The organism is Micromonospora sp. CPCC 206061, assembly GCF_036906915.1.
Lineage (GTDB): Bacteria > Actinomycetota > Actinomycetes > Mycobacteriales > Micromonosporaceae > Phytohabitans.
Genome location: NZ_JBAKHX010000061.1, coordinates 1 through 23,222, shown reverse-complemented (window position 1 = coordinate 23,222; position 23,222 = coordinate 1). Strand labels below are relative to the sequence as shown.

General features: G+C 68.5%; 20 protein-coding genes. 12 read left to right on the top strand and 8 right to left on the bottom strand.

Translation table 11 applies throughout. From position 1 onward, the window contains the following. Nucleotides 1-13 precede the first annotated feature (13 nt). Genes fxsT through V6V89_RS30090 form a run of 3 tightly spaced genes read right to left on the bottom strand, consistent with a single transcriptional unit; the run spans nucleotide 14 to nucleotide 6,143 of the window. A complete protein-coding gene (fxsT, locus tag V6V89_RS30100) occupies nucleotides 14-4,021 on the bottom strand; it encodes an FxSxx-COOH system tetratricopeptide repeat protein (RefSeq protein ID WP_334622868.1) in 4,008 nt (1,335 codons plus the stop codon). 44 nt (nucleotides 4,022-4,065) lie between these two features. Next, nucleotides 4,066-5,427 (bottom strand): TIR-like protein FxsC, encoded by a 1,362-nt coding sequence (locus tag V6V89_RS30095; protein ID WP_334622867.1) that lies wholly within the window; start codon nucleotides 5,425-5,427, stop codon nucleotides 4,066-4,068. Nucleotides 5,428-5,486: 59 nt separating this feature from the next. After that, nucleotides 5,487-6,143, bottom strand: a complete 657-nt coding sequence (locus V6V89_RS30090) for a DUF3105 domain-containing protein (RefSeq protein ID WP_334622866.1) — start codon at nucleotides 6,141-6,143, stop codon at nucleotides 5,487-5,489. Nucleotides 6,144-6,186: 43 nt separating this feature from the next. On the opposite strand from V6V89_RS30090, the gene V6V89_RS30085 reads away from it, so the two are divergent. Genes V6V89_RS30085 through V6V89_RS30050 form a run of 8 tightly spaced genes read left to right on the top strand, consistent with a single transcriptional unit; the run spans nucleotide 6,187 to nucleotide 13,968 of the window. Further along, a complete protein-coding gene (locus V6V89_RS30085) occupies nucleotides 6,187-6,810 on the top strand; it encodes a helix-turn-helix domain-containing protein (protein ID WP_334622865.1) in 624 nt (207 codons plus the stop codon). Between the two features lie 52 nt (nucleotides 6,811-6,862). Further along, entirely contained in the window at nucleotides 6,863-8,176 is a 1,314-nt protein-coding gene (locus V6V89_RS30080; protein ID WP_334622864.1) for a M24 family metallopeptidase, read from the top strand. Then, nucleotides 8,173-9,150 carry a thiamine pyrophosphate-dependent dehydrogenase E1 component subunit alpha gene (locus V6V89_RS30075; RefSeq protein ID WP_334622863.1) on the top strand — a complete coding sequence of 326 codons (978 nt, stop codon included), beginning with the start codon at nucleotides 8,173-8,175 and terminating at the stop codon, nucleotides 9,148-9,150. The genes V6V89_RS30080 and V6V89_RS30075 overlap by 4 nt, the downstream gene beginning before the upstream one ends. Next, nucleotides 9,138-10,118 (top strand): alpha-ketoacid dehydrogenase subunit beta, encoded by a 981-nt coding sequence (locus V6V89_RS30070; protein ID WP_334622862.1) that lies wholly within the window; start codon nucleotides 9,138-9,140, stop codon nucleotides 10,116-10,118. The genes V6V89_RS30075 and V6V89_RS30070 overlap by 13 nt, the downstream gene beginning before the upstream one ends. A 14-nt stretch (nucleotides 10,119-10,132) precedes the next feature. Continuing rightward, nucleotides 10,133-11,485 carry an amidohydrolase family protein gene (locus V6V89_RS30065; protein WP_334622860.1) on the top strand — a complete coding sequence of 451 codons (1,353 nt, stop codon included), beginning with the start codon at nucleotides 10,133-10,135 and terminating at the stop codon, nucleotides 11,483-11,485. A gap of 52 nt (nucleotides 11,486-11,537) precedes the next feature. Continuing rightward, nucleotides 11,538-12,425 (top strand): cupin domain-containing protein, encoded by an 888-nt coding sequence (locus V6V89_RS30060; protein WP_334622859.1) that lies wholly within the window; start codon nucleotides 11,538-11,540, stop codon nucleotides 12,423-12,425. Beyond that, on the top strand, nucleotides 12,422-13,099 hold the full coding sequence (locus tag V6V89_RS30055) for an SDR family NAD(P)-dependent oxidoreductase (protein ID WP_334622858.1): 678 nt from the start codon (nucleotides 12,422-12,424) through the stop codon (nucleotides 13,097-13,099). Before V6V89_RS30060 ends, V6V89_RS30055 begins: the two co-directional genes overlap by 4 nt. Next, complete coding sequence (locus V6V89_RS30050) at nucleotides 13,096-13,968, top strand: NAD(P)-dependent oxidoreductase (protein WP_334622857.1); 873 nt, start codon at nucleotides 13,096-13,098, stop codon at nucleotides 13,966-13,968. Before V6V89_RS30055 ends, V6V89_RS30050 begins: the two co-directional genes overlap by 4 nt. On the opposite strand, the gene V6V89_RS30045 is transcribed toward V6V89_RS30050, so the two are convergent. The 4 genes from V6V89_RS30045 to V6V89_RS30030 all read right to left on the bottom strand — a co-directional run bounded on the left by V6V89_RS30045 (nucleotide 13,955) and on the right by V6V89_RS30030 (nucleotide 17,455). After that, on the bottom strand, nucleotides 13,955-15,019 hold the full coding sequence (locus V6V89_RS30045; protein WP_334622856.1) for a DNA polymerase ligase N-terminal domain-containing protein: 1,065 nt from the start codon (nucleotides 15,017-15,019) through the stop codon (nucleotides 13,955-13,957). The genes V6V89_RS30050 and V6V89_RS30045 overlap by 14 nt on opposite strands. Nucleotides 15,020-15,023: 4 nt before the next feature. Next, entirely contained in the window at nucleotides 15,024-15,335 is a 312-nt protein-coding gene (locus V6V89_RS30040; protein WP_334622855.1) for a hypothetical protein, read from the bottom strand. Nucleotides 15,336-15,506: 171 nt separating this feature from the next. Next, nucleotides 15,507-16,637 (bottom strand): GH12 family glycosyl hydrolase domain-containing protein, encoded by a 1,131-nt coding sequence (locus V6V89_RS30035; RefSeq protein ID WP_334622854.1) that lies wholly within the window; start codon nucleotides 16,635-16,637, stop codon nucleotides 15,507-15,509. Nucleotides 16,638-16,702: 65 nt separating this feature from the next. Beyond that, nucleotides 16,703-17,455, bottom strand: a complete 753-nt coding sequence (locus tag V6V89_RS30030) for an IclR family transcriptional regulator (protein ID WP_334622853.1) — start codon at nucleotides 17,453-17,455, stop codon at nucleotides 16,703-16,705. Nucleotides 17,456-17,477: 22 nt separating this feature from the next. Between V6V89_RS30030 and eda the strand changes: the two genes are divergently transcribed. The 4 genes from eda to ctaD all read left to right on the top strand — a co-directional run bounded on the left by eda (nucleotide 17,478) and on the right by ctaD (nucleotide 22,285). Further along, the gene (eda, locus tag V6V89_RS30025) at nucleotides 17,478-18,119 is read left to right on the top strand and encodes a bifunctional 4-hydroxy-2-oxoglutarate aldolase/2-dehydro-3-deoxy-phosphogluconate aldolase (protein ID WP_334622852.1); all 642 of its coding nucleotides are present in this window, start codon (nucleotides 17,478-17,480) and stop codon (nucleotides 18,117-18,119) included. After that, nucleotides 18,116-19,213, top strand: a complete 1,098-nt coding sequence (locus V6V89_RS30020) for a sugar kinase (RefSeq protein ID WP_334622850.1) — start codon at nucleotides 18,116-18,118, stop codon at nucleotides 19,211-19,213. The genes eda and V6V89_RS30020 overlap by 4 nt, the downstream gene beginning before the upstream one ends. Nucleotides 19,214-19,340: 127 nt before the next feature. Then, nucleotides 19,341-20,447, top strand: a complete 1,107-nt coding sequence (locus V6V89_RS30015) for an FAD-dependent oxidoreductase (protein ID WP_334622849.1) — start codon at nucleotides 19,341-19,343, stop codon at nucleotides 20,445-20,447. Between the two features lie 83 nt (nucleotides 20,448-20,530). Beyond that, nucleotides 20,531-22,285, top strand: a complete 1,755-nt coding sequence (gene ctaD / locus V6V89_RS30010) for an aa3-type cytochrome oxidase subunit I (RefSeq protein WP_334622848.1) — start codon at nucleotides 20,531-20,533, stop codon at nucleotides 22,283-22,285. A gap of 102 nt (nucleotides 22,286-22,387) precedes the next feature. Here ctaD and V6V89_RS30005 read toward each other — a convergent pair whose 3' ends face one another. Beyond that, entirely contained in the window at nucleotides 22,388-22,945 is a 558-nt protein-coding gene (locus V6V89_RS30005) for an isochorismatase family protein (RefSeq protein ID WP_334622847.1), read from the bottom strand. Nucleotides 22,946-23,222: the final 277 nt, after the last annotated feature.

The window sequence follows — 23,222 nt, the reverse complement described above, 5'->3', positions numbered from 1 at the left end:
CAGGTTTTGACGGTCAGGTCGGTGGCGGCTCTAGGTCGCAGCTTAGGCGGCGACCTTCCCGCACCGCGATCGTATTGGGATGCTGCTCGCCCAGCACGCGATCGTAGGTGTCCAGCACCCCAGCCAGCAGTTCGCGCGCCGAAACCGCATCGCCGTCGGCCCGGCGACTGGCGACGAGGTTGCTCGCCGCTGCCAGTGTGTCTGGGTGCTCAGGTCCGAGAACCCGCGTGAACTCCGCGTACGCGCGCTCGTCGATCGCCCGGGCGTCGGCATAGTTGCCCAACTCATAGTGGTCGTTGCCGTGGTTGAGCAGGGCGGCGAGCGTGTATGGGTGCTCGTGTCCCACCGTTGCCATGAAGCGATTGATCACATCGGTCGTGATGCTGTGTGCGCCCGCGGCGTCACCGGTCTTGCGCGTGAAGATGGCCAGATTGTTGGCATAGGCCAACGTGGCGAAGTGGTTCTCGCCGCCGGTCTGGCGGGAGAGATCGACGATGGGGGTGGCCCGTCGCCGCGCATTTCGGTCGTGGCCAAGAGCCGCTTCGTCACAGGCTAGGTTCATGCCGCAGGCCAGGGTATCGGGGTGATGCGGGCCGAACAGCCTCTGCGATCCCTCCAGCGTTTCGACGCTCAACGCGTGTGCCCGTTCGAACTCGCCCAGCTTGCGTAGCGTCACAGCGAGGTTCTTCGCCGTCCGGAGTGTTTCCGGGTGCTCTTCGCCGAGCACTCGACGGTGCCGTTCCAAGGCCGTCTCCAGGACGCGGCGAGACTCTCGCAGGTCACCCGTGTCGCGCAGGTCTCGCCCGTAGTTGCTGGCGGAGTACAACGTGTACGGATGCTGATCGCCGTGTACGGCGCGGCGGAGACGGAGGATCCGTTCCTGAAGCCGCAGCGCGCCCTGCAGGTTGCCGATGAGCCGGAGGGAGATGGCGAGGTTGTGTCCAGCGATGAGAGTGCGAGGGTAGTCGTCGCCGAAGGTTTCCCGCCACCGCGCCTCGATCGCCTCGTCAAGCCTGTGCGCCTCGTGCAACTCGCCGCGAGCGCGCAGGTCGGCGGCGAGATTGCCGCCCGCCATCAACGTGTATGGGTGCTCTTCACCGACGACGCGACCGAGACGAGCATAGAGGTCCTGGTCGATCTCGTAGGCAGGCGCGTAGTTCGCCTGGAGGCGGAGGGCGGTGGCCAGGTTGAAGCGCATCATGAGGGTGAGGGGGTCATCCGCGCCGAATGTCTCCTCCCACTTCTCGATGGCCTGTTCGGCTAGGAACTGGCTGGTCGGGTAGTCGTAGCTCTTCCACATGTAGCGGCAGAGGTCGTACGCCAGTTGCCGGACATCGGGTAGATCCGAGTCGAGCGCCTTCGAGGGCAGGAGGTGGGGCCAGAGCTCGGCGTAGACGGGCCAGTTTTCGGGCTCGTCGGGCCCATCCGGGTTGGCCGCCGCGAGGATCTCGTGGACGTGTTTGCGGTTCTCCTCACGCTCCTCGGGAGTGAGTCGGGCGCGGATGACGGCCTGCATGAGGCGGTGCAGTTGGATACTCTGCCCACCCTCCTCGCTCCGGTCGGTGGCCCGGCGCTGTGATCCGACAGCCAGCCTGCCCGTGTCAACGCGTGCGAGCGCGTACCGGCTGATTTCCCTGATGGCTTTGGCCATCAGCATTCGCTCTCGCAACGAGGGGTCGTATGGGAGAAGCATGCTGATGAACCGATCGCTGTAGAGCAGGGAGATCGGAATCGGTTCAGAGGCGAAGAACGCGCACACCTCCAGCAACTTGGCGGACGCAGGGCTCCGCTGGCGCAGGCTTTCCAGAGAGAGCAGCCACGGCTGGGCCGCGCTCTGCTGGTAGTCGGACGGCAGGTCCTCCTCCAGCATCCGGAGTGGTTGGGTTTCGAGCAGTTCGAGGTAGTGGGACACGGGCATCGCTGTCGCGGCCAACCAGGCACCTGCCTGCTCGATTGCGAGCGGAAGGTCGCCCAGCCGCTCCGCGACCGTCTCCGCGTCGGCGGTGGGAAGGTTGGGAATCCGGCGCTGGAGAAGGGCGACGCTCTCCTCGCGCCCGAATACGCCGATGTCCACCATCTGAGCCACGCGCGCCCAGGCGTTGTCCCGCGTGGTGACAAGGACGTGTCCGTGGCCCTGAGGCACATACTCGCGAAGTTCGTCAGGATCGTCAGCGTTGTCGAAGATGACCAGCCAGCGCCGGTACGGGACACCCTGGCGTAGCGCTTCCAGGGCGGACTGGATCCGTTCGGTAACGCTTTCACCCGCACGCCGGCCGAGCGCGTCCGCCAGGTTGGACAGGGAGGCGCGGACAAGGCTGGTCTGCTGAGCCGAGACCCACCAGACGATGTCGTAGTCCGCCTTGAAGCGATGGGCGTACTCCAGAGCGATCTGGGTCTTTCCCACACCGCCCAGTCCGTGGAGTGCCTGAGGAGCCACCGAGGAGCCGGACGCGGCCATCCGGTTGCGCAATGCCTCCAGCGCGCGCCGCCGACCGGTGAACGTGCCGTTGCGCTGCGGGACACTCCACAGCGGGGGTTCCGTGGCGGGGAATCGACGCCGCGGAGCCTCTGGTTCTGTCAGCGTCGCGGATCGCGGATACACGGGCTGCTGGAGCGCCTCGCGCACGACGTCGATGGCTCGTTGTTCGGGTAGTCCGCTGAGGTCGATTGGTACGAACTCGTCGAAGGGAGCCTCCAACCGCACGTTGTCGAGACGGAGCGGAACTATGAACGGACGACTGCCGACAGGCTCGTGAGCCGCGAGCGTCTTCCATGTCGTCGCGGACTTCACCGATAGGACGTAGTCCTCACTGAGCAGCACGATCGCGCGGCTTGTGTCGCTCAGGAAGCTCGGCGGATCGCCGCCGGGCTCGGGGAAGGGCTGGGAGTCGATCTCGCGCATGCTCGCCCTGAGGCCTGCGTCATTCGCCTCCCCGGCGATCCACTCCGCCCACATTCTGTCGACGGCCGCGTAGCTGATGAAGATGTCCAGTGTGCCGGCGGTGCGGCGACGCTCGAACGCCGCCAGCCAGCGCCGGCGCACCCGTTCTTCGATCGGGTCGACCTCCTGAACCTGGCTGCTGGAGATGATCCGGGTCAGCCGTTCATACGCGGCAAGGAGCGATCCCTCCTGGTGTGACCGGTCGCCGAATGGAGCGAGTATCTCCTCGTAGGCGTAGAAGGACTTGTAGGGGATCTCGATGTCACCCCAGTACCGGTTGACCTCCTCGTGATCCCGGCCCAGGAAGGGCGCGAAGTGCTGCCGGGCGTGGTCACGGCCGGCGTCCAGTTTGACCTGTTCGGCGTCCTCGACGCGCATGGGCACCGGGAGTATCCGTACCGGCCGATCGGCGCGCTGCCGCGCGATGGAATGAGCGATGGCGATCGCGCCGTCGATGCTCTGCGCGTTCATGGTGAAGCAGTCCACGACGGCGTCTGGAAGCAACACGGTGCAGATGCCCGCGGCGTCGCTCACTCCGGTGCGGCTGTCGATGAGTATGTAGTCGTAGTTGGCGCGCATGTTACGGGCCAAGGCCTCCAGAAAGGCGTTCCCGGCCAGGCGCTCGTAGAACGCCGTCCAGTCGAAGGTGCGCACGGCCTCGGTATAGGAGCTGTCCTGCTGGCCGGCTGGCAGCAACTCGATGAATCCCTTGTCCCGGAAGGACCATTCGACGGGTACGACGTACGACAGGACGTCGGCGTGGGTCTCCAGCCACTGCGTCGTCTCGGTGTCGTGTACCGGGCGCATCATCGCCTCGGCGTGACTGCGGATCATGTCGATGACGCCGGCGGAGGCGCGTAGGTCCTTGTCTGTCAGGAAGGGATGGAAGTACTTGTGTAGGCCGGGCGACTCCAGGTCCCAGTCGACGACGAGCACGCGCAGGCCGTTGCTGGCAAGAATCCACGCGACGTTGGCCATGGCCATTGTGCGCCCGGTGCCGCCCTTGTACGAGTAGAAGGTGATGATGGTGCCGCCGGCGGGTGGAGCGTCGGCAGGCGAGGCGGTTGTGCGAGCGGTCACGGCCGGGCCTCCTCGGGTGTGTGGGTGTGGACCTCGCCGTCTCGTCATGGATGGTCGAGCATGGGCCGCTCGATGTGGAAGGTGGTCACGGGCTGGCGCCGGACGTCGCCGCTGGCGAAGACCCGGTTCATAGCTACCTCGAGCGCGGCCTGCAGGTCCCGCGCGAAGTCGTGGTAGGTGGCGATTCCCCAGCGGGACAGGTCGTCGGCCGGCGCAAGGTGCCCCGCTGTCGCCAGCCAGGTCTCTGACAGCGCCGGCCAGTGGGCGCGGGTCTCGTGGTCGCCGTCAGGCACGGGCGCCAGCACCACGGTGGTGGGGTTTCGTGGCGCGCCGGGACGGCCTCCGTACGCCGTGAGCAGGTTAAGTGGGCCGAGCAGCCGCGTGATCCAGGCGTCAACCAGTAGCACGACGATGTGGTTCTGCTGACTGGCGATGGCCGCCCGCTCGCCCAACTCCTCCAGGTCTGCCACCCGCGTGAGGAAGTTTCGGCTAGCCGCGATGCTGATCGCGTAGTCACTTATCGGATCGGGCCACGAGGGGTGGTAGGGCGCCCAGTCTCGCCGCCGGTAGCCGTAGGTAGCCAGTTCCGCGCGGATCGCCGTGGCCTCGTCGCGCGTCGGCGCGGCGACGACGAAGTGGACCGTCGTCGCGTCGATCAGTTCGTCGGCGGGGATTCCGTTGATGAGCGCCGGCGTCTGGTGGAAGACGTTCGGAACGGATTCCAGGTCGGAGTACGTGACACCCGTGGGAATGGCATGTTGGTCGGCGGCGTCGACGATCTGGCTGGCCAGGTTGAAGAGAAATTCCTTGTACGCGTCTTCGTGGCGTTTTAGCCGCATCATCTGTCGCAGGCATGTGTCGTCTTCTTGGTCTGCGAACTGGATGCGAAGTGCAACCGGGTGCATCTTGCCGCGTGGAACCGGCACCCAGAACAGCGGCTTCAGCAGCGATGGATCTACGCCAGTCGCTCGCTCGTACCGCATCGATCGTTCGGCGAAGATCTGCCATTCCTGGCCGCAGTGCTGGCTGAGGAAGTAACGGGGTGACATCAGAGCGATGAAGGATCGGCACGTCGAGAGGGCATCGACCAGTCGTCGTGACCACCGCGTGCCCGCGCTCATCTCGGCGTCGATGAAACCGACCTCAGCGTCGCGGGGAAGGCCGGCGAGAACTCGCACCTCGATACTCAGGTCGGTGTAGAACTTGCGAACAAGATCATCTTCGTTTCCCCGCGCATAGCTGATGAAAAAGTAGAGCACCGCACCTCCGACCCAGGACGCGGATTCGCATCTGCCGTCGGGTTGGCAGAATCGATCACGAACCGCGCCGGCGAAGCGCTCCGTCAGCGAGACGCTTAAAGGGAGTATAGGGGGAGGTGTCGGCGCTGAAAGGCTTCGAGAAAACAATCATCATGCCACTTGTAATGACTGCGATCTCTTTGGTGATCAATTAGTCTCTGGATCGATCATCCCGTAGTGGTCGTTATGCCGGCCGCGCACGTGGCGCCGGGCTCCATCGTCGCGGTCTGCCGGAACTGCCGGATGAACTCGTCGATCCGGTCGTCGTCGGCGCTGTCCACGGCGAGCTGGTAACCCCATGCCTGCAAGGAGATCGGCGAGCTCTGGCCGGGGTACGGGCTCATCATCATGTACGCCTGCCCGCGCACCTTCGCGGCGAGGCTCTCCACATCGGAGGCTCCGAGGCCGGGCTTGTGCGTGATCCACACGGCGCCGTGTTCGAGGCTGTGCACGGCGTTTCCGTCCACGATGGGCGCGGTATACACGTCGCCGACACAGTTCTGCCAGTCGCCGAAGTGCGGGCCGCCGGCGGGCGGCGTCATCGGGTACGTGATCGGGCTGGTGATGTGGCTCTGGGAGAGCGCGGCGGGGCTCGTTTTGCGGTAGTTGATCAGGTCCTCGATCTCGGCGCCTGAGCTGGAGCCGTTGCCGGCCTCGCCGGAGTCGTCGTACTCCCGGTAGAGCAGGAAGCCGCCGATACCACAGGCGGAGAGCATGACCACCGCGACGACGCCGGCCACGAGCAAGCCGATCAGAAGGCCGTTGCGGCTTTTCGGAGGTGCGGCGGGGGGTGGGGGCGGCGGTGACGGCGGGGGATAGGCCACAACACATATGATGCCCTGTTCACTGACACTGTACGATGCGGGCGTGTCGTCAGCTCTGCCACCGGTCGGTGAGCGCATCCGTGAGGCGCGGCTGCGCGGCGGCATGAGCCTGCGCGGGCTGGCCCGCGCGGTGGGTGTGTCCGCCAGCCTGATCTCCCAGATCGAGACCGGGAAGAGCCGGCCCTCGGTCAGCACGCTGTACTCGATCACCAAGGCGCTCGGCATCTCCGTGGAGGACGTGTTCGACGCGGCGGACGAGTCGCCGCCTCCGCTGTCCACGCCGGCGGCGCTCGCCCAGACGGTGATGCACCGGATCGGGCCGATCGTGCGGCCGGCGAAGAGGGAGATCCTGCAGCTCGACTCGGGTGTGACGTGGGAGCGGCTCGGCCACCTGCCGGGCACGCATGTCGACTTCCTGCTGGTTACGTACGCGCCGGGCGGCACGTCGTCGAGCGGCACCGCGCTGATGCGGCACTCCGGTGTCGAGTACGGCTATCTGGTCGAGGGCGAGTTGACGCTGACGCTGGGCTTCGAGGAGCACCGGCTGGGCCCGGGTGACGCGGTGTCGTTCCCGTCGAGCACGCCGCACCGGTACCGCAACGACGGCGTCGTGCCCGCTGTTGGTGTCTGGTTTGTCCAAGAAGACGGACCGTTAAGTAATACTTGACACACGTCCTTGACGTGTCGTTGACTGGTGTCCTCCGTCACAGGAGGTCGCGATGGCAATTCGTACGTTCGGGACCAACGCCGTCGACTGGGAAGAGCGCGTCGATCTCGACCGGCTGCGCACCGAGCGCCTGACCCGCTTGAAGGCCCATCTGGAAGCGTCCGAGTTGGGCGCGCTACTGACCTTCGACTTCGCCAACATCCGATACATGACGTCGACCCACATCGGCACGTGGGCGATGGACAAGCTCATCCGGTTCGCCGTGCTGCCACGCGGCGGCGAGCCGGTCATCTGGGACTTCGGCTCGGCTGCGCGGCACCATCAGCTCTACAACCCGTGGCTCGACGGCACCAACCGCGCCCGCGCCGGCATCTCCACGCTGCGCGGTGCCTTCCACCCCGACGCTGGGATCGCCGCCGACGTGGCCACCAAGGTCGCCGCCGTCCTGCGAGAGCACGGCCTCGCCGATGCCCCGGTGGGCGTCGACCTCATCGAGATGCCGATCCTCTCGGCGCTCCAGACCGAGGGCCTGACCGTCGTGGATGGACAGCAGGTCTTCCTGGAGGCGCGGCGCATCAAGACCCGCGACGAGATCAGCCTGCTCGCGCAGGCGTGCGCGATGGTCGACGCCGCCTACGAGGAGCTGTACGAGTTCCTGCGCCCCGGAGTACGCGAGAACGAGTGCGTCGGGCTGGTCAGCAAGGTGCTCTACGACCTCGGCAGCGAGTACGTCGAAGGCGTCAACGCCATCTCGGGCGAGCGCTGCGCGCCCCATCCGCACGTATACAGCGACCGGCTGCTTCGCCCCGGCGACCCGGCGTTCTTCGACATCCTGCACAGCCACCTCGGCTACCGCACCTGTTACTACCGGTGCTTCGCGGTGGGCAGCGCCTCGCCGGCCATGCGCGACGCGTACGTGCGCTGCCGGGAGTACATGGACCGGGCCATCGCGCTCGTGAAGCCGGGCGCCACCACCGCCGACATCGTGTCCGTCTGGCCGCGCGCGGAGGAGTTCGGCTTCCCCGACGAGATGGCCGCGTTCGCCCTCCAGTACGGCCACGGGGTTGGGCTTTCCATCTGGGAAAAGCCGGTGTTCAGCCGGCTGGTGTCGCTGGACCACCCGGAGGTGCTCGAAGAGGGCATGGTCTTCGCGCTGGAGACGTACTGGCCAGCCGGCGACGGGTACTCCGCGGCGCGCATCGAGGAGGAGGTCGTGGTGACCGCCGACGGCTGCGAGCTGATCACCAAGTTCCCCGCCGAGGAGCTGCTGATCGCCGGGCGCCGGTACTTCGCGGCCGGTGGTCCACTCAAGACGGTCCGGCACGCGCAGTCGCATCTCAATAGTCCGAATGGAGCCGCTCAATGACTCCGGAGGAACTGCTCGACGCGTACGAGGAGATGGCGCTGATCCGGCGCACGGAGAAGGCCGCGCACGACCTCTTCCTGGCGGGTTTCGTCAAAGGCACCACGCACCTGGCCGCCGGCCATGAGGCGATCGCGGTGGGCGCCAGCGCCGCACTCCGCCCCGACGACTACGTCTTCGCCACATACCGCGGTCACCACCACGCGATGGCGCGTGGCGCCACACCGGAGGAGTGCCTGGCTGAGCTGATGAGCAAGGCCACCGGGCTGTGCCAGGCCAAGGGTGGCTCGATGCACCTGACCAAGGCGTCCACCGGCATGCTCGGCTCGTACGCGATCGTCGGCGCGCACCTGCCGATGGCGGCGGGCGCGGCGTGGTCCGCTAAGCTGCGCGGCTCGGGCCAGGTGGCGGTCGCGTTCTTCGGCGACGGTGCGACCAACATCGGCGCCTTCCACGAGGCGCTCAACCTCGCCGCCGTGTGGCAGCTGCCGGCGCTGTTCGTCTGCGAGAACAACCTCTACATGGAATACACGCCGATCGCAGACGTGACGGCGGTGCCCAACCCGGCGGCGGACCGGGCGGCCGGATACGGGATGCCGGGCGAGGTGATCGACGGCAACGACGTGACGGTGGTGCACGAGGCGGTGGCGCGCGCGGCCGAGCGGGCCCGCAAGGGCGACGGTCCGTCGCTGATCGAGGCACAGACGTACCGCCACTTTGGACACAGCCGCTCCGACCCGGCCAAGTACCGCCCGGCGGAAGAGGTCGAGCGGTGGCTCAAACACGACCCGCTCGACGTGGCCAGGGCTCAGCTGGAGGCTGGCGGGGTAGCACCGGAAACCATCGCGGAGCGCGACCGGCGTGCGGCGCAGGTCGTGGAGGAGGCCGTGGCCGCCGCGAAGAACGCGCCGGAGCCGAGCCGGGAGCTGGCGTTCACCGACGTGTGGGCGGACGGGAGCGCGACGTGGCGGACGTGATCAGCTATCGCGAGGCGGTCGCCGAGGGCATCGCGCGGGAGATGCGCCGAGACTCCACAGTGGTCTGTCTCGGCGAGGACATCGGCGCGGCCGAGGGCGTCTTCAAGACCACGGTGGGGCTGTTCACCGAGTTCGGGCCGCAGCGGGTCTGGGACACCCCGATCTCCGAGCAGGCCATCGTGGGCGCCGCGATGGGCGCCGCGATGACCGGGATGCGGCCGGTCGCCGAGATCATGTTCAGTGACTTCCTGGCCTGCTGCTGGGACTACCTGGCCAACGAGATACCGAAGGCGCGGTACATGACCGGCGGGCAGGTGACCGTGCCGCTCGTCATCCGCACGGCCAACGGCGGCGGGCTGGGCTTCGGCGCGCAGCACTCGCAGGCGGTGGAGAACTGGGCGTTGGCGGTGCCCGGACTGAAGATCGCCGCGCCGTCGACGCCCGCCGACGTGATCGGCCTGATGGCGTCGGCCATCCGCAGCGACGACCCGGTGGTCTTCTTCGAGCACAAGGCGTTGCTCGCCGGCTCCGGACCGCGCCCGCCCGACGACCACGTGGTCGAGCTGGGCAGGGCGGCGGTGGCACGCGAGGGCATCGACATCACGGTCGTCGCGCTCGCCTCGACCGTGTCCGTGGCGCTGAAGGCCGCCGAACAGCTCGAGAGTGAGGGCATCTCGGTCGAGGTGATCGACCTGCGCTGCCTGATACCGCTCGACATGCGCACCGTCCTGTCCTCCGTGGAGCGCACCTCCCACCTCCTGGTGGTGGAGGAGAACCCGTATCAGGGCGGCTGGGGCGGCACCGTCGTCTCGGTCGTCGCCGATGAAGGCTTCGAACTGCTGGACGCCCCGATCAAGCGCGTCGCCGGGGCGTGCGTGCCGCTGCCGTTCGCCGACGCGCTCGAGGCCGAGGTGATCCCGACCGTCGACAAGGTCACCGAGGCGGTACGCCGGCTTTCCGCTTACTAGTAGGAGGCACTGCCATGCCCGACCGAATTCTCCTTCGTGGCGGCCACATACTCACCATGGACCCGACCCTCGGCGAGATCCCCGAGGGCGACATCCTCATCGAGGACGACCGGATCGCCGCCGTCGACCGGCATATCGACGCCGACGCCGAAGTGGTCGACGCGTCCGGCCGGATCGTGATTCCGGGCTTCGTCGACACCCACCGGCACACGTGGGAGGCCGCGATCCGCGGCTGCGCGCCGAACGCCACACTGGACGACTACTTCGTGGAGGTGCTCGACACGTTCGCGCCGGTGTACCGGCCGGAGGACGTGTACGCCAGCAACCTCGCCGGCTCCCTCGAATGCCTGAACGCCGGCATCACCACGCTCGTCGACTGGTCGCACATCAACAACACGCCGGAGCACCCCGACGCGGCCGTACGCGGGCTGCAGGAGGCCGGCATCCGGGCGCAGTACGCGTACGGAAGCGCCAACCTCGCGCTCGCCGACTACTGGTTCGAGAGCAAGATCGTGATACCGAAGGACGACGTGAGGCGGGTGCGCGACACCTACTTCTCGTCTTCGGACGGGCTGCTCACGATGGCGGTAGCCACCCGCGGCCCGGGGTTCTGTGTCGACGACGTGGTGAAGGCCGAGTGGGAGATGGCCCGCGAGTTGGGGCTGCCGATCACCGTGCACGTCGGTATGGGACGGCTGGCCGGTCGGTTCGGCATGATCAAGATGCTCGACGCGATGAACATGCTCGGCTCCGACACGACCTACATCCACTGCTGCTACTTCAGCGACGAGGAGTGGCAACTCGTCGCCGACAGCGGCGGCACCATCTCCATCGCGCCACAGGTCGAGGTCCAGATGGGACACGGCTGGCCACCGGTGGTCAAGTCCATGGAGTACGGCCTGCGCCCCAGCCTGTCGATCGACGTGGTGACCACCGTGCCCGGCGACATGTTCACGCAGATGCGCAGCGCGTTCGGCGTCGAGCGGGTCCGGGCGCTGGCGGCCTTCTGGGAGCGCAACGAACCCGCCGAAGGACTGCTCACGGCCGCGCAGATGCTGGAGATGGCGACGCTCAACGGGGCGCACGTCGTCGGGCTGGAAGACCGGATCGGATCGCTGACGCCCGGCAGGCAGGCCGACATCGTGCTCATCGACACCAACGCCATCAACGTGACACCCGTGCACGACGCGGTCACCGCGGTGACGCTCTGCGCCGACGTCTCCAACGTGGAGTCGGTGCTCGTGGCCGGCAAGTTCCGTAAGCGCGACGGCAAGCTGCTCGCCGACGTCGGCAGGGCGCGTGGCCTCGTCGAGAACTCCCGCGACCACCTGCTCTCCGCCGTCGCCGCCCGCAAGCAGGCGGCGTGAGCGAGGCAGGTGGCGCGGCGGCGCCTGGACAGAGCGAACCAGGAGGCACAGCATGAGTTCGCGGCACATCGTGCGCCGGGCGTCCGAGGCGGCCTTCGCCAAGGTGGGCGACGGATACGCGCGCTGGTCCATCGTGGACGAATCGGTGCCGGGTGCGGTACACACCGGGTTCGGGATCTGCACCCTGGCGCCGGGAGGCTCGGTGCCGACCCACGTCAACTGGTTCGAGGAGAGCGTGTACATGCTGTCCGGTTCAGCGGTGCTCGACACCTCCGACGGCGCGTACCTGCTCGGCGAGGGCGACTACGGGGTCGTGGCGACCGGTGTGCCGCACGGGTGGCGCAACGCCGGCGCGGAGCCCGCCCGGTGGGCGCGGATGCAGGCACCGCAGCCGCGCGAGCGCTTCGACGGCGACACCGTCGTGGTGCCGCCGTTGCGGCACGGGCCGGTGCGACCCGTTGATCCACGGGACCCGCGCAACCGCTCCTTCGGGCACATCTCGCCGGCACACATGGAGCCGGGCAAGCAGAGCCAGGACCTGCTCGCCGTGTCCGCCAGCATGCGCACCGCGCTGCTCGTCTACAGCGGCATCACGGTGAAGATGATGGTCGACAGCGACCTCGGCGCCGAACTGTCCACCATGTTCATGGTGCAGTACGAGCCCGACGGTGTCGCCGGGCCGCACGACCACCCGTTCGAGGAGACGTACCTGATCCTTGAGGGCGCGACGGACGCCACGTTCGACGGCACCAGGTACCGGCTGGAGCCGGGAGACGTGGCGTTCGCCGGGGTGGGCTGTGTGCATTCGTTCACCAACGCGGGTGAAGGGCCGGTGCGCTGGCTGGAAACTCAGGCGCCGCAGCCGCCGTCCCGCCATTCCTACCGTTTCGCCCGCGACTGGACCTACCTGCGGGAGACTGTGGACCGGGAGGCCCCATGAGTGTGGTGGTTGTCGGCGGTACCTCCGGCATCGGGCTGGAGGTGGCGCGCCATTTCGCCGGCGCCGGCGACGACGTCGTGCTCACCGGCAGGGACGCCGGCCGCGCCGAGGAGATAGCCAAAAAGATCGGTGCCCGAGCCGCCGCTCTCGAGCTGGCGGAGCCCGAAAGCATCGCCGCGTCGCTCGCCGGTGTCGAGCGCGTGGACCACCTTGTGCTCGCGGCGATCGACCGCGACCACAACACGGCGGCCGACTACGCGATCGACCGCGCGGTGCGGCTCGTGACGCTCAAGCTGGTCGGGTACACCGAGGTGGTGCACGCGCTGCTGCCGAAGATGCGCCCAGACAGCTCGATCGTGCTCTTCGGCGGGCAGGCTCTGCGGCGCCCCTACCCGGGCTCCACGACGGTGTCCACAGTGAACGGCGGTATCACCGGCCTCGTGCACACGCTCGCCTGCGAGCTGGCGCCGATCCGCGTCAACGGCATCCACCCCGGCATCGTCGGCGACAGCCCGTACTGGACCGGAAAGCCGCTCGACGCCGTCGTCTCCCGTACACCGACCGGCCGGCTCCCCACGATGGCCGATATCCGCGATGCGGTCGTCTTCCTGCTGCGAAACTCGTCGGTGAACGGCGTCAACCTGCCCGTAGACGGTGGATGGTTGCTGAAATGAAGGTGGCGATCGTCGGCGCTGGCCGCATGGGCGGGGCCATGGCCGCCCGGCTCCAGCAGGCCGGCACCGACGTGGTGGTCTACAACCGCACCCGCGAAAAGGCCGAGGCCCTCGGCGGCGCGGTCGCCGATACCGCCCGCGAGGCGGCCGCGTCGGCCGACGCCGTACTCGTGTCGCTGGCCGACGACGCGGCGGTGCTGCACGCGTACAGCGGACCCGACGGCATCGCGGCCGGGCTCCACGGAGGCAGCGTCGTGGTGGAGACCAGCACCCTCGACCCGGAGACGGTGCACCGGCTGGCCGAACTCGTCGGGGAGCGCGGCGCCGCGCTGCTCGACGGGCCGGTGTCGGGCAGCGTGTCACTGGTCGAGCAGGGCAAGCTGACGTTCCTGGTGGGCGGGCCGGAGGATGCTCTCACCCAGGTGCGGCCCGTGCTCGACCTGCTCGCCGCGCAGGTTTTCCACGTCGGACCGCTCGGCTCCGGTGCGGCGGTCAAGCTCGCGGTCAACACGGTCCTGCTGGCGATCAACCAGGCGCTCGCCGAGGCGCTGGTGCTCGCCGAGCGGGCCGGGGTGCCCCGCGAGACCACGTACGAGGTGCTGGTGCACAGCGCGATCGCGTCACCGTTCGTGGTTTACAAGCGGGCGGCCTTCGAGCGTCCCGACGAGACCCCGGTCGCGTTCAGCCTCGACCTGGTGGCCAAGGATCTGGGGCTGATAGGCCAGCTCGCTGAGCGGGTGGGCGCGGTGATGCCCCAGGCGGCCGCCAATCGTGCGGCGGTGCTGGCCGCGCTCGACGCCGGCATGGGCTCCCGCGACATGGCCGCGATGGCGCACTGGCTGTCCAACGGAATGTCTAGCGGATCCTGAGCCAGGTGCGAGACCGCTTGCCCGGCGTGTAGGGCGAGTCGAGCCGCTTCGCTACCACGCCACCGAGGCCCTGCTCGCGGCTCGCTTGCCGGACGGCGTCGCCGCCCCCCTCGAAGTGGGGCGGTGTCTGCCAGTACCGTCCGGCCAGGTCGAGCGCCGTCAGCAGCTCGCGGCGTTCGGTGTACGGCAGGTCCACTGTCGACCGGCCCTCCATCCAGAGCACGTCGAGCAGCAGGTACTGCACCGGCGTTCGGGCCACCAGCCGCCGGGCCGCCGCGGCGTCGCTGACCCGGGAGCGCGGGTGCAGTGCCGCCGCGCTAACCCGGCCGTTGCCGTCGAACGCCACGATCATGCCGTCCAGGACGCAGTCCGTGGGAGCCAGCGTCTCGGCCAGCTCGCGCAGTTCCGGGTACGACTCGGTGACGTCGGTGTCCTCACTGGACAGCAGCCGCAGCCGGCCGCCGGAGACGTACCCGACCGCCCGTACACCCGGCCACTCCAGCTCGTACCCCCACGCCTCGTCGTCGGCCGGCAGCCGCGTCGCCGGCACCGGTCGCATCGGCCGCACCGTGTCGGGCATCGGGCTCCACCCGGGCTCGGGCGGGTCCATCCGGTGGATCATCCAGTTCTTGCCGTCGGTGCGGAAGAGCACGTACCGGCCGGAGACCCGTTCACCGTCCAGCACGACGATCACTTCGCCGTCGCGCCACTTCTCCGTGACGTAGGTGCCCCGGTCGAAGATGGTCATCCGGCCACCGCCGTACTCGCCGGCCGGGATCTCGCCGTGGAAGTCGGCGTACTCCATCGGGTGGTCCTCGGTCTGTACGGCGAGGTTGTTGCGGGCCGGATCGCGCGGTATGCCGCGCGGCACCGCCCACGAGACCAGCACGCCGTCGCGCTCCAGACGCAGGTCCCAGTGCAGCCGCCGGGCGTGGTGCTGCTGGATCACGAACGTCCGGTCGTCGCTGCCCGCGGGGGTTTTGGCGGGCACCGGCTCGGGTGTGCGGCGCGCGTCCCTCTTACGCCGGTACTCGTCCAGGCGGTCGGCCATACCCCTATTGTGCGGAGGTTTCCAAAACCCGCAGCGCGGCTTCCACCGTTGGGGGTACGGGCCGGCGGTGGCGGAGCGCCCATGGCAGGTCCGCCAGCGCGTACCGCAGCCCCGTCCGGCCGTCCCGTGTGGAGAGCGCCCGGGATGCCGCCCGCACCGCGCGCCCGATTGGTCGGCGCAGCCACGTGGTGAGCAGCGCGTTGTGGGTCTCCAGTTGGCGTCGCCCACCCGGATCACGCCCGTCCGGCACGGGCAGGTGCCGCACCGTCAGCGAGGGCACGTACGCCAGACCCCAGCCGGCGGTCGCCAGGTCCATCGCGAGGAGCGCCTCCTCCCCGTACACGTGCAATCTGGGCTGGAAACCACCGACCGCGAGGAACGCGTCTCGCCGATGCGGCCGGCCGCGCCGAGGGCGTCGTCGAGCCAGTAGGAGACACGGAGGCTGGGTTACCCAGCCTCCGTGCTCCCTATCTCGTGATCATGCTGTTCAGGTGGTGCAGGCGGCGCCGTTCAAGGTCCAGCCTGTCGGGGCCTGGTTGGTGCCGCCGTGCGTGCCCTGGAAGCCGAACGACGTGTTCGCGCCGGGCGCGAGCGTGCCGTTGTAGGACGCGTTGCGGGCCGTCACCGACGAGCCGCTCTGCGAGACGGTCGCGTTCCAGGCGTTGGTGATCTGCTGTCCACTGGGGAGGGTGAAGCCGAGCGTCCAGCCGTTGATCGTGCCGGAGCCGGTGTTGGTGACCGTGACGCTGCCGGTGAAGCCGTTGTTCCACGAGTTGGCGGTGTATGCGACCCGGCAGGCGCCCGAGCCGCCCGGCGGCGGCGTGGTGACGGGCGGGCTGGTGTTCGGGGTGGTGGGCGGGGTGCCCTGGTTGACCGCGGCGGAGAACGAGTTGACCCCGAGGCCGACGCCGCCGTTCCAGGGCTCGAAGCCCGCCTGGATGCTGGTCAGGTACCAGGAGTTGGTGATCATGCCGCGGTTGCGCGTGTCGTTGATGAAGTCCAGGACGCTGAAGCTCCAACTGCTGATCGCGGACGGCGCCACGTATGAGATCACGTTGTTGGAGCCGTTGCTGCCGCGCCAGACCTCCCATGTCCGACCACCGACCGTGGCGTTGCCGACGACGGAGCCAATCGGCTGGATCGGGCCCTGGCGGTTGAACCAGATCATGATTTCTACCTGGTTGACGCCGTCGCGCCGGGGCGTCGGGTCGAGCCAGATGTCATACGAGGCGTTGTAGGTGCCGCCTGTGTACGCGTAGTTGATGCTGCTGGTGGCGCTGCTGATCTGGCTGACCTGCAGCGGCAGGTTGGTGCCCGGCGAGCAGTTCGTGTAGTGGCAGCCCAGGAAGACCGACGGGTAAGACAGCGGAGCGCCGTTGGTGGCGGCGCTGCCCTGCTGGCTCACGATCGAGAAGCCGTTGTCGGTGACATTGATGCACTGCTCGGCGCTGGAACCCCAGCGGTTGTTCTGGACCACATAGCGGCCCTGGATCGTGGTGGAGCCGAACTGCTCACAGATGCGGACGTCGGCCTGTGCCGGGCCGGCGGCCACGACGACGGCGACTGAGCCCGTGAGGAACAGGCCGGCCGCCACGAGCGCGCGGATCGAGCGTCTCATGGGTGCTCCTAGTGACATTGGTGGGAGGACGGGAGCGCTCCCATGAGATTAAGACATATTCACGCCTATGAAAACATGCTGCGCGCGGCGCGAATTTGGGTCATCGCGCGGCCGAGGGCGCCGGTGATGCGCTCCTCGCTGTCCGGCGCCACCCGGGGCACGGGGACGGACACGCTGATCGCGTCGGTGGGTGGGTCGGTCAGCGGCACCGCCATCGCGAAGCACACGATGCCTTCGGTGTTCTCCTCGCGGTCGACGGCGTAGCCGCGTTCCTTCGACTTTTCGAGTTCGGCTTCGAGGGCGTCCGGGTCGGTGATCGTGTTCGCGGTCAAGCGATGGAGTTCTAGGCCCGCCACGGCGTCCGGCCGGTGCGCCAGGAGCGCCTTGCCGAGAGCAGTCGCGTGTGCGGGCAGACGGCGCCCTATCGCGCTGTAGAGCCGCAGCCGGTGCGCCGACTCCCGCTTGGCCAGGTAGACCACGTTGGGGCCGTCGAGCCGGCCCAGGTGCACCGCCTCGCCGAACTGCCGCGACAGGTCGTCGAGCACCGACGACACCAGGCCGACCGCGTCGTCCGCGTCGAGGTACGCGGCTCCGACCTCGAGTGCGCGTACGCCGAGCCCGAAGCGGGTCCCGGTGGGATCGGTCTCGACCCAGCGGCGGCGGGCCATCGTCCGCAGGATGCCGTGCAGGCTGCTCTTGGGGATATCGAGGGCGCGGGAGAGCTCGACCAGCGAGCGGCGTTCGCGCGACGCGGCGAGGGCTTCGAGCACCTCCAGGGTCCGGTCGGCCGACTTCACGGGGGGTTGGACGGCGGTCATGGCTTACATTATGGTCATGTACGTGACCAGCGTTCACGATACTGAACAAGCGATCGGACAGAACCGCCTGCTGCCGGTGGTGGTGCTGCAGAGCGCGGCCGACGCGGAGCCGCTCGCAGCTGCCCTTACCGCCGGTGGGCTACGCAGCGTTGAGGTGACCTTCCGGACCGACGCCGCCGCCGAGGCTATCCGGATCATGGCGGAAAACCCCGAGCTCCTCGTTGGGGCGGGCACGGTTCTCACCCCGGCCCAGGTCGACGCGGCTGTCGCGGCGGGTGCGAAGTTCGTGGTGAGCCCCGGGTTCAGCCCGCGCGTGGTGAACTACTGCCAGGAGCTGGGCATACCGGTCTATCCCGGCGCGGCTACCGCTACCGAGATCCAGATGGCGCTCGACGCCGGCCTGGAAATCGTCAAGTTCTTCCCCGCGGAGCAGGTTGGCGGCGCCAAGATGATCAAGGCGCTGGCGGCACCGTTCCGGAACGTGCGGTTCATCCCGACCGGTGGCGTCAACACTGCCAACCTGCCCGACTACCTCGCGCTGCCCGTGGTCTTCGCGGTCGGCGGCACCTGGATGGTGGCGCCCGACCTGCTCGCCGCCGGCAAGTGGGACGAGGTCACCCGCCTGACGGCTTCCGCTGTCGCACTGACCAAGGGGGAGCTATGACGCTCGCGATCCGCCCGGCCGGCGACTGCCGGTACGACCTGGTGTCGCTCGGCGAGGTCATGCTCCGGCTCGACCCGGGCGAGGGGCGCGTGCGCACCGCGCGCAACTTCCGGGCCTGGGAAGGCGGCGGCGAGTACAACGTGGCCCGTGGGCTGCGGCGCTGCTTCGGCCTGCGCACCGCCGTCGTGACCGCGTTCGCGGACAACGAGGTCGGACGGCTGCTCGAAGACCTGATCCTCCAGGGCGGCGTCGACACGTCCTTTGTGAAGTGGGTCGGATACGACGGCATCGGGCGCACCGTGCGCAACGGGCTCAACTTCACCGAGCGCGGCTTCGGCGTGCGTGGCGCCGTCGGCACGTCCGACCGCGGCCACACCGCCGCGAGCCAGCTCCGCCCCGACGACGTCGACTGGGACCACCTTTTCGGCACGCTCGGCGCCCGTTGGCTGCACACGGGCGGCATCTACGCCGCGCTGTCCGAGACCACGCCCGACGTCATCGAGGCCGCCATGGTCGCGGCGCGCCGGCACGGCACGCTCATCTCGTACGACCTGAACTACCGGCCCAGCCTGTGGAAGGCGATCGGAGGCAAGGAGCGAGCGCAGGAGGTCAACCGGCGGCTCGCCCGGTACGTCGACGTGATGATCGGCAACGAGGAGGACTTCACGGCCTCGCTGGGCTTCGAGGTGCCCGACACCGACGAGTCACTGTCCGAACTGGAAGTTGCCAACTTCCGCCGGATGATTGAGGAAGTCACGAAGGAGTATTCGAACTTCAAGGTGGTTGCCACGACGCTGCGAACCGTGCGCAGCGCCACCGTCAACGACTGGGGCGCGATCGCGTGGGCCGATGGCGTCTTCGCCGAAGCGACTCATCGGCCAAATCTGGAGATTCTGGACCGAGTCGGCGGCGGCGACAGCTTCGCGTCCGGCCTCGTCTACGGGCTGCTGACGTTTGGAGATCTGGCGAAAGCGGTTGAATACGGCGCTGCGCACGGCGCGCTCGCGATGACGACGCCCGGCGACACGTCCATGGCGAACCTCAAAGAGGTCGAGGCGCTCGTCAAGGGAGCTGGCGCACGCGTACAACGGTGACCATAAGGCTACTGTTAGACGCGATTGGGGCCTACCCTTGGCCGGTCGCTCCGAGTAGTCTCGTGGCTTCGACGCGTGTTGCCCTCACCCCTGAGCGGGGGTTCGAAACCTCCGGAGGCCCTACGCCATGCTCCGTACCACCCTGCGGATTCTGGTCGTCGGCGCAGGCATTGCCGGCCTGTCGGTGGCCCGTGCGCTGCGGCTGGCGGGCTTCCGTCCAGAGGTTATCGACAAGCTGCCCGCGTCCACTGTGGCCGGCGCCGGCATCTACCTGCCCGGTAATGCCGCCCGGGCGCTGCGCGAGCTCGACCTGGAGGCGCCGCTCCGGCCGTGCGGCGAGGTGGTCGACCGGCAGCGATTCCTCGACGCGCGCGGCCGGCCGCTGTGCGAGGTCGACCTCACCGACCTGTGGCAGGGCGTCGGCGAGTGCCGCGTGCTGCCCAGAGCCGACCTGCACCAGGTCATGCTCAGCGGAGCCGGCGGCGAGGTGCGCCACGAGACCGAGGTGAAAGGGCTGGAGATCGTCGACGGTTCGGCCAAGGTCGAGTTCGGTGACGGATCCAGCGCCGAGTACGACCTGGTGGTCGGCGCCGACGGCCGGCGTTCACTGATACGCACGCTCGCCGCGCTCGGCGCGGGCGCTCGCCCGGTCGGTCAGATCATGTACCGCAGCGTGGTCACCGGCGGCCCGAAGCTCGCCGGCTGGACGGCCGTACTGGGCAAGCGCTCCCTGTTCACGATCATGCCGATGGGTTCCGGCCGGCTCTTCTGCCAGGCGGAGGAGCCCGGCACGGGGGCACCCGCCGACCCGTTGGCCCGGCTCCGCGAGGTCTTCGGGAGCCTCGGCGGCCCAGTGCCCGCCGTGCTCGAGGCCGTCGAGCGGGTCCAGGTCGCGGTCACCGACGAGGTGGAGATCAGCTCGTGGTCGCGGCCGCCCGTCGTGCTCGTCGGCGACGCCGCCCACGCCACCTCCCCGACGCTCGCGCAGGGTGGGGCCATGGCCTTCGAAGACGCCGTGGTGTTCGCGGCCGAGCTGCGCAAAGCCGGGAGCGTGGCCGAGGCGCTCCGCGCGTACGAGCAGCGGCGGCGCCCGCGTACCGAATGGGTGCTCGCCCGCACCCGCGACCGCGACAAGCTGCGCGACGTGGCCCCCGCGCTGCGCGATCCCCTGCTCCGCCGGCGCGGCGCCCGGATCTTCGCCGACCACTACCGGAGCCTGGTCGAGCCCTACTAACCCCCGTAGTGGGTGGGTCGGTGGGGAGGACTATTCTGCGTCGAAGCAGACCAGATCAAGAGCGAGCACCTCGGAGGCCACGCGTGACCACCGTCGCACCGAAGCCGATCGTGACGCGGCCATGGCCGGTCCACGAGCCGGTCAAGGGCTCCGCCATCGCGCGCCTGCTTCGGACCACGGACGCGAAGCAGATCGGGCTCATGTACCTGGTCACATCGTTCGTGTTCTTCATGGTCGGCGGCCTGATGGCGCTGATCATGCGCGCTGAGCTGGCTCGTCCGGGCCTCCAGTTCCTCTCCCCGGAGCAGTACAACCAGCTATTCACGATGCACGGCACGATCATGCTGCTGTTCTTCGCGACGCCGATCGTGTTCGCATTCGCGAACTACATCGTGCCGCTGCAGATCGGCGCGCCAGACGTGTCGTTCCCGCGGCTCAACTCCTTCGCGTACTGGCTGTACGCCTTCGGTGGCACCCTCGCCATGGGCGGCTTCCTGACGCCGAACGGCGCGGCCGACTTCGGCTGGTTCGCCTACTCGCCGCTGAGCGACGTGGTGCACTCGCCGGGCGTCGGCGCCAACATGTGGATCGTCGGCCTGGCCATCTCCGGTCTGGGCACCATCCTCGGTGGTGTCAACATGATCACCACGATCCTGACGCTCCGCGCGCCGGGCATGACCATGTTCCGGATGCCGATCTTCACGTGGAACATCCTGGTCACCAGCCTCCTGGTGATCCTGGTCTTCCCGCTGCTGGCCGCCGCGCTCTTCGCGCTGGCCGCCGACCGCATCCTCGGCGCCCACGTCTACGACCCGGCCACCGGCGGGCCCCTGCTCTGGCAGCACCTCTTCTGGTTCTTCGGCCACCCCGAGGTGTACATCGTCGCGCTGCCGTTCTTCGGCATCATCAGCGAGGTCATCCCGGTCTTCAGCCGCAAGCCGATCTTCGGATACAAGGGCCTGGTCGGCGCCACGATCGCGATCGCGGCCCTGTCGATGAGCGTGTGGGCGCACCACATGTTCGCCACCGGCCAGGTGCTGCTGCCGTTCTTCAGCTTCCTGAGCTTCCTCATCGCCGTGCCGACCGGCATGAAGTTCTTCAACTGGATCGGCACGATGTGGCGCGGCCAGATCACGTTCGAGACGCCGATGCTCTTCTCCATCGGCTTCCTGGTGACGTTCCTCTTCGGTGGCCTGTCCGGCGTGCTGCTGGCCAGCCCGCCGCTCGACTTCCACGTCTCCGACTCGTACTTCGTGGTCGCCCACTTCCACTACGTGCTCTTCGGCACGATCGTCTTCGCGGTCTTCGCGGGCATCTACTTCTGGTTCCCGAAGATGACCGGTCGCATGCTCGACGACCGGCTCGGCAAGGTGCACTTCTGGCTCACGTTCCTTGGCTTCCACACCACGTTCCTGGTGCAGCACTGGCTGGGCAACGAGGGCTTCCCGCGCCGGTACGCCGACTACCTGCCCGGCGATGGCTTCACCACGCTCAACACGATCTCCACGATCGGGTCGTTCGTGCTCGGCGCCTCGACGCTGCCGTTCCTCTTCAACGTGTGGAAGTCGTACAAGGCCGGCCAGGTGGTCGACGTCGACGATCCGTGGGGCCACGGCAACTCGCTCGAGTGGGCCACGAGCTGCCCGCCGCCGCTGCGTAACTTCGACAGGATGCCGCGCATCCGTTCGGAGCGCCCGGCGTTCGACGTGAAGTACCCGCACCTCGCCGCCGGCCAGTCGCTCGCCGGCCCGCCGGAGGGTGGCGCCAAGCCGCTCACCAGCGAGTCTCGCGGAGGCGCCTCCTACGAGGAAGACACCTCCACCGAGATCGACCGCTAGACGATCCATTTCAGAAGGAGCGCGGGCCGTGGGCCCGCGCTCCTTCTGTCGAATCAAGGGTTCTGACCCAAGCGCTATCGCGAGGTCCAGCGCCCACAGGCCCTACGCCCCTTGAAGGCTCACCCCCGCCGCTCGCAACTCGCCGCGGGCAGCCTCGGCCGTCGCGGGGGTCACGCCAGCGGTGAGGTCGAGCAACACCGTGGTGGCGAACCCCTCCCGCGCCGCGTCCAGCGCCGTCGCCTTCACACAGTAGTCGGTGGCGATACCCACCACGTCGACCTCGGTGACGTCGCGGGCACGCAGCCAGTCGGCAAGGCCGGCGCCGTCGCGGTCATGGCCTTCGAATCCCGAGTACGCGGGCGCGTGCTCGCCCTTGTGAAACACCGCCTCGATCTGGTCGGTGGCCAGCGCGGGATGGAAATCCGCCCCTGGCGTACCCACGACGCAGTGCGCCGGCCACGAGTCGACGAAGTCCGGCGGGTTGCCGAAGTGCGAGCCCGGGTCGACGTGGTAGTCCTTCGTGGCGACCACGTGATCCCAGGAGCCCGCGGCGAGCGCGGCGGAGATCCCCGCTGCCACGCCGCCCCCGCCCTCGACAGCGAGGGAACCCCCCTCACAAAAGTCGTTCTGCACATCCACAATGATCAGCGCCCGCCCCACCGATACCTCCCACTCGCTCCTTAGCCCGTTCTAACACACCCCACCACCCCACCCACTCCTCCACACCCCACCCCGCGCGGCCGCCCCCGGGCCCGCGCCCCCGGCCGTCGCCGCCCCCCGGTCGCCCGCGCGCCCCGGCGCCCGCGCGCCGCGCCCTCTTGCCGCCGATCAAGGCAAACGCACGTGGTTGGATCTCATTTCCACGTGCGTTTGCCCTGAGACGAAACTCGGCCCAGCCACGTGTGCGGCAGCGTCCCGGCGGAGCCGGGACTTCGGG

Excerpts from the sequence above, each read along its gene's own strand:
- V6V89_RS30015 (WP_334622849.1), top strand. The coding sequence starts at position 19,341 with ATGCTCCGTACCACCCTGCGGATTCTGGTCGTCGGCGCAGGCATTGCC.
- V6V89_RS30080 (WP_334622864.1), top strand. The coding sequence starts at position 6,863 with ATGGCAATTCGTACGTTCGGGACCAACGCCGTCGACTGGGAAGAGCGC.
- V6V89_RS30040 (WP_334622855.1), bottom strand. The coding sequence starts at position 15,335 with ATGGACCTGGCGACCGCCGGCTGGGGTCTGGCGTACGTGCCCTCGCTG.
- V6V89_RS30045 (WP_334622856.1), bottom strand. The coding sequence starts at position 15,019 with ATGGCCGACCGCCTGGACGAGTACCGGCGTAAGAGGGACGCGCGCCGC.
- V6V89_RS30050 (WP_334622857.1), top strand. The coding sequence starts at position 13,096 with ATGAAGGTGGCGATCGTCGGCGCTGGCCGCATGGGCGGGGCCATGGCC.
- V6V89_RS30065 (WP_334622860.1), top strand. The coding sequence starts at position 10,133 with ATGCCCGACCGAATTCTCCTTCGTGGCGGCCACATACTCACCATGGAC.
- V6V89_RS30075 (WP_334622863.1), top strand. The coding sequence starts at position 8,173 with ATGACTCCGGAGGAACTGCTCGACGCGTACGAGGAGATGGCGCTGATC.
- V6V89_RS30060 (WP_334622859.1), top strand. The coding sequence starts at position 11,538 with ATGAGTTCGCGGCACATCGTGCGCCGGGCGTCCGAGGCGGCCTTCGCC.
- V6V89_RS30030 (WP_334622853.1), bottom strand. The coding sequence starts at position 17,455 with ATGACCGCCGTCCAACCCCCCGTGAAGTCGGCCGACCGGACCCTGGAG.
- V6V89_RS30035 (WP_334622854.1), bottom strand. The coding sequence starts at position 16,637 with ATGAGACGCTCGATCCGCGCGCTCGTGGCGGCCGGCCTGTTCCTCACG.
- V6V89_RS30020 (WP_334622850.1), top strand. The coding sequence starts at position 18,116 with ATGACGCTCGCGATCCGCCCGGCCGGCGACTGCCGGTACGACCTGGTG.
- V6V89_RS30055 (WP_334622858.1), top strand. The coding sequence starts at position 12,422 with ATGAGTGTGGTGGTTGTCGGCGGTACCTCCGGCATCGGGCTGGAGGTG.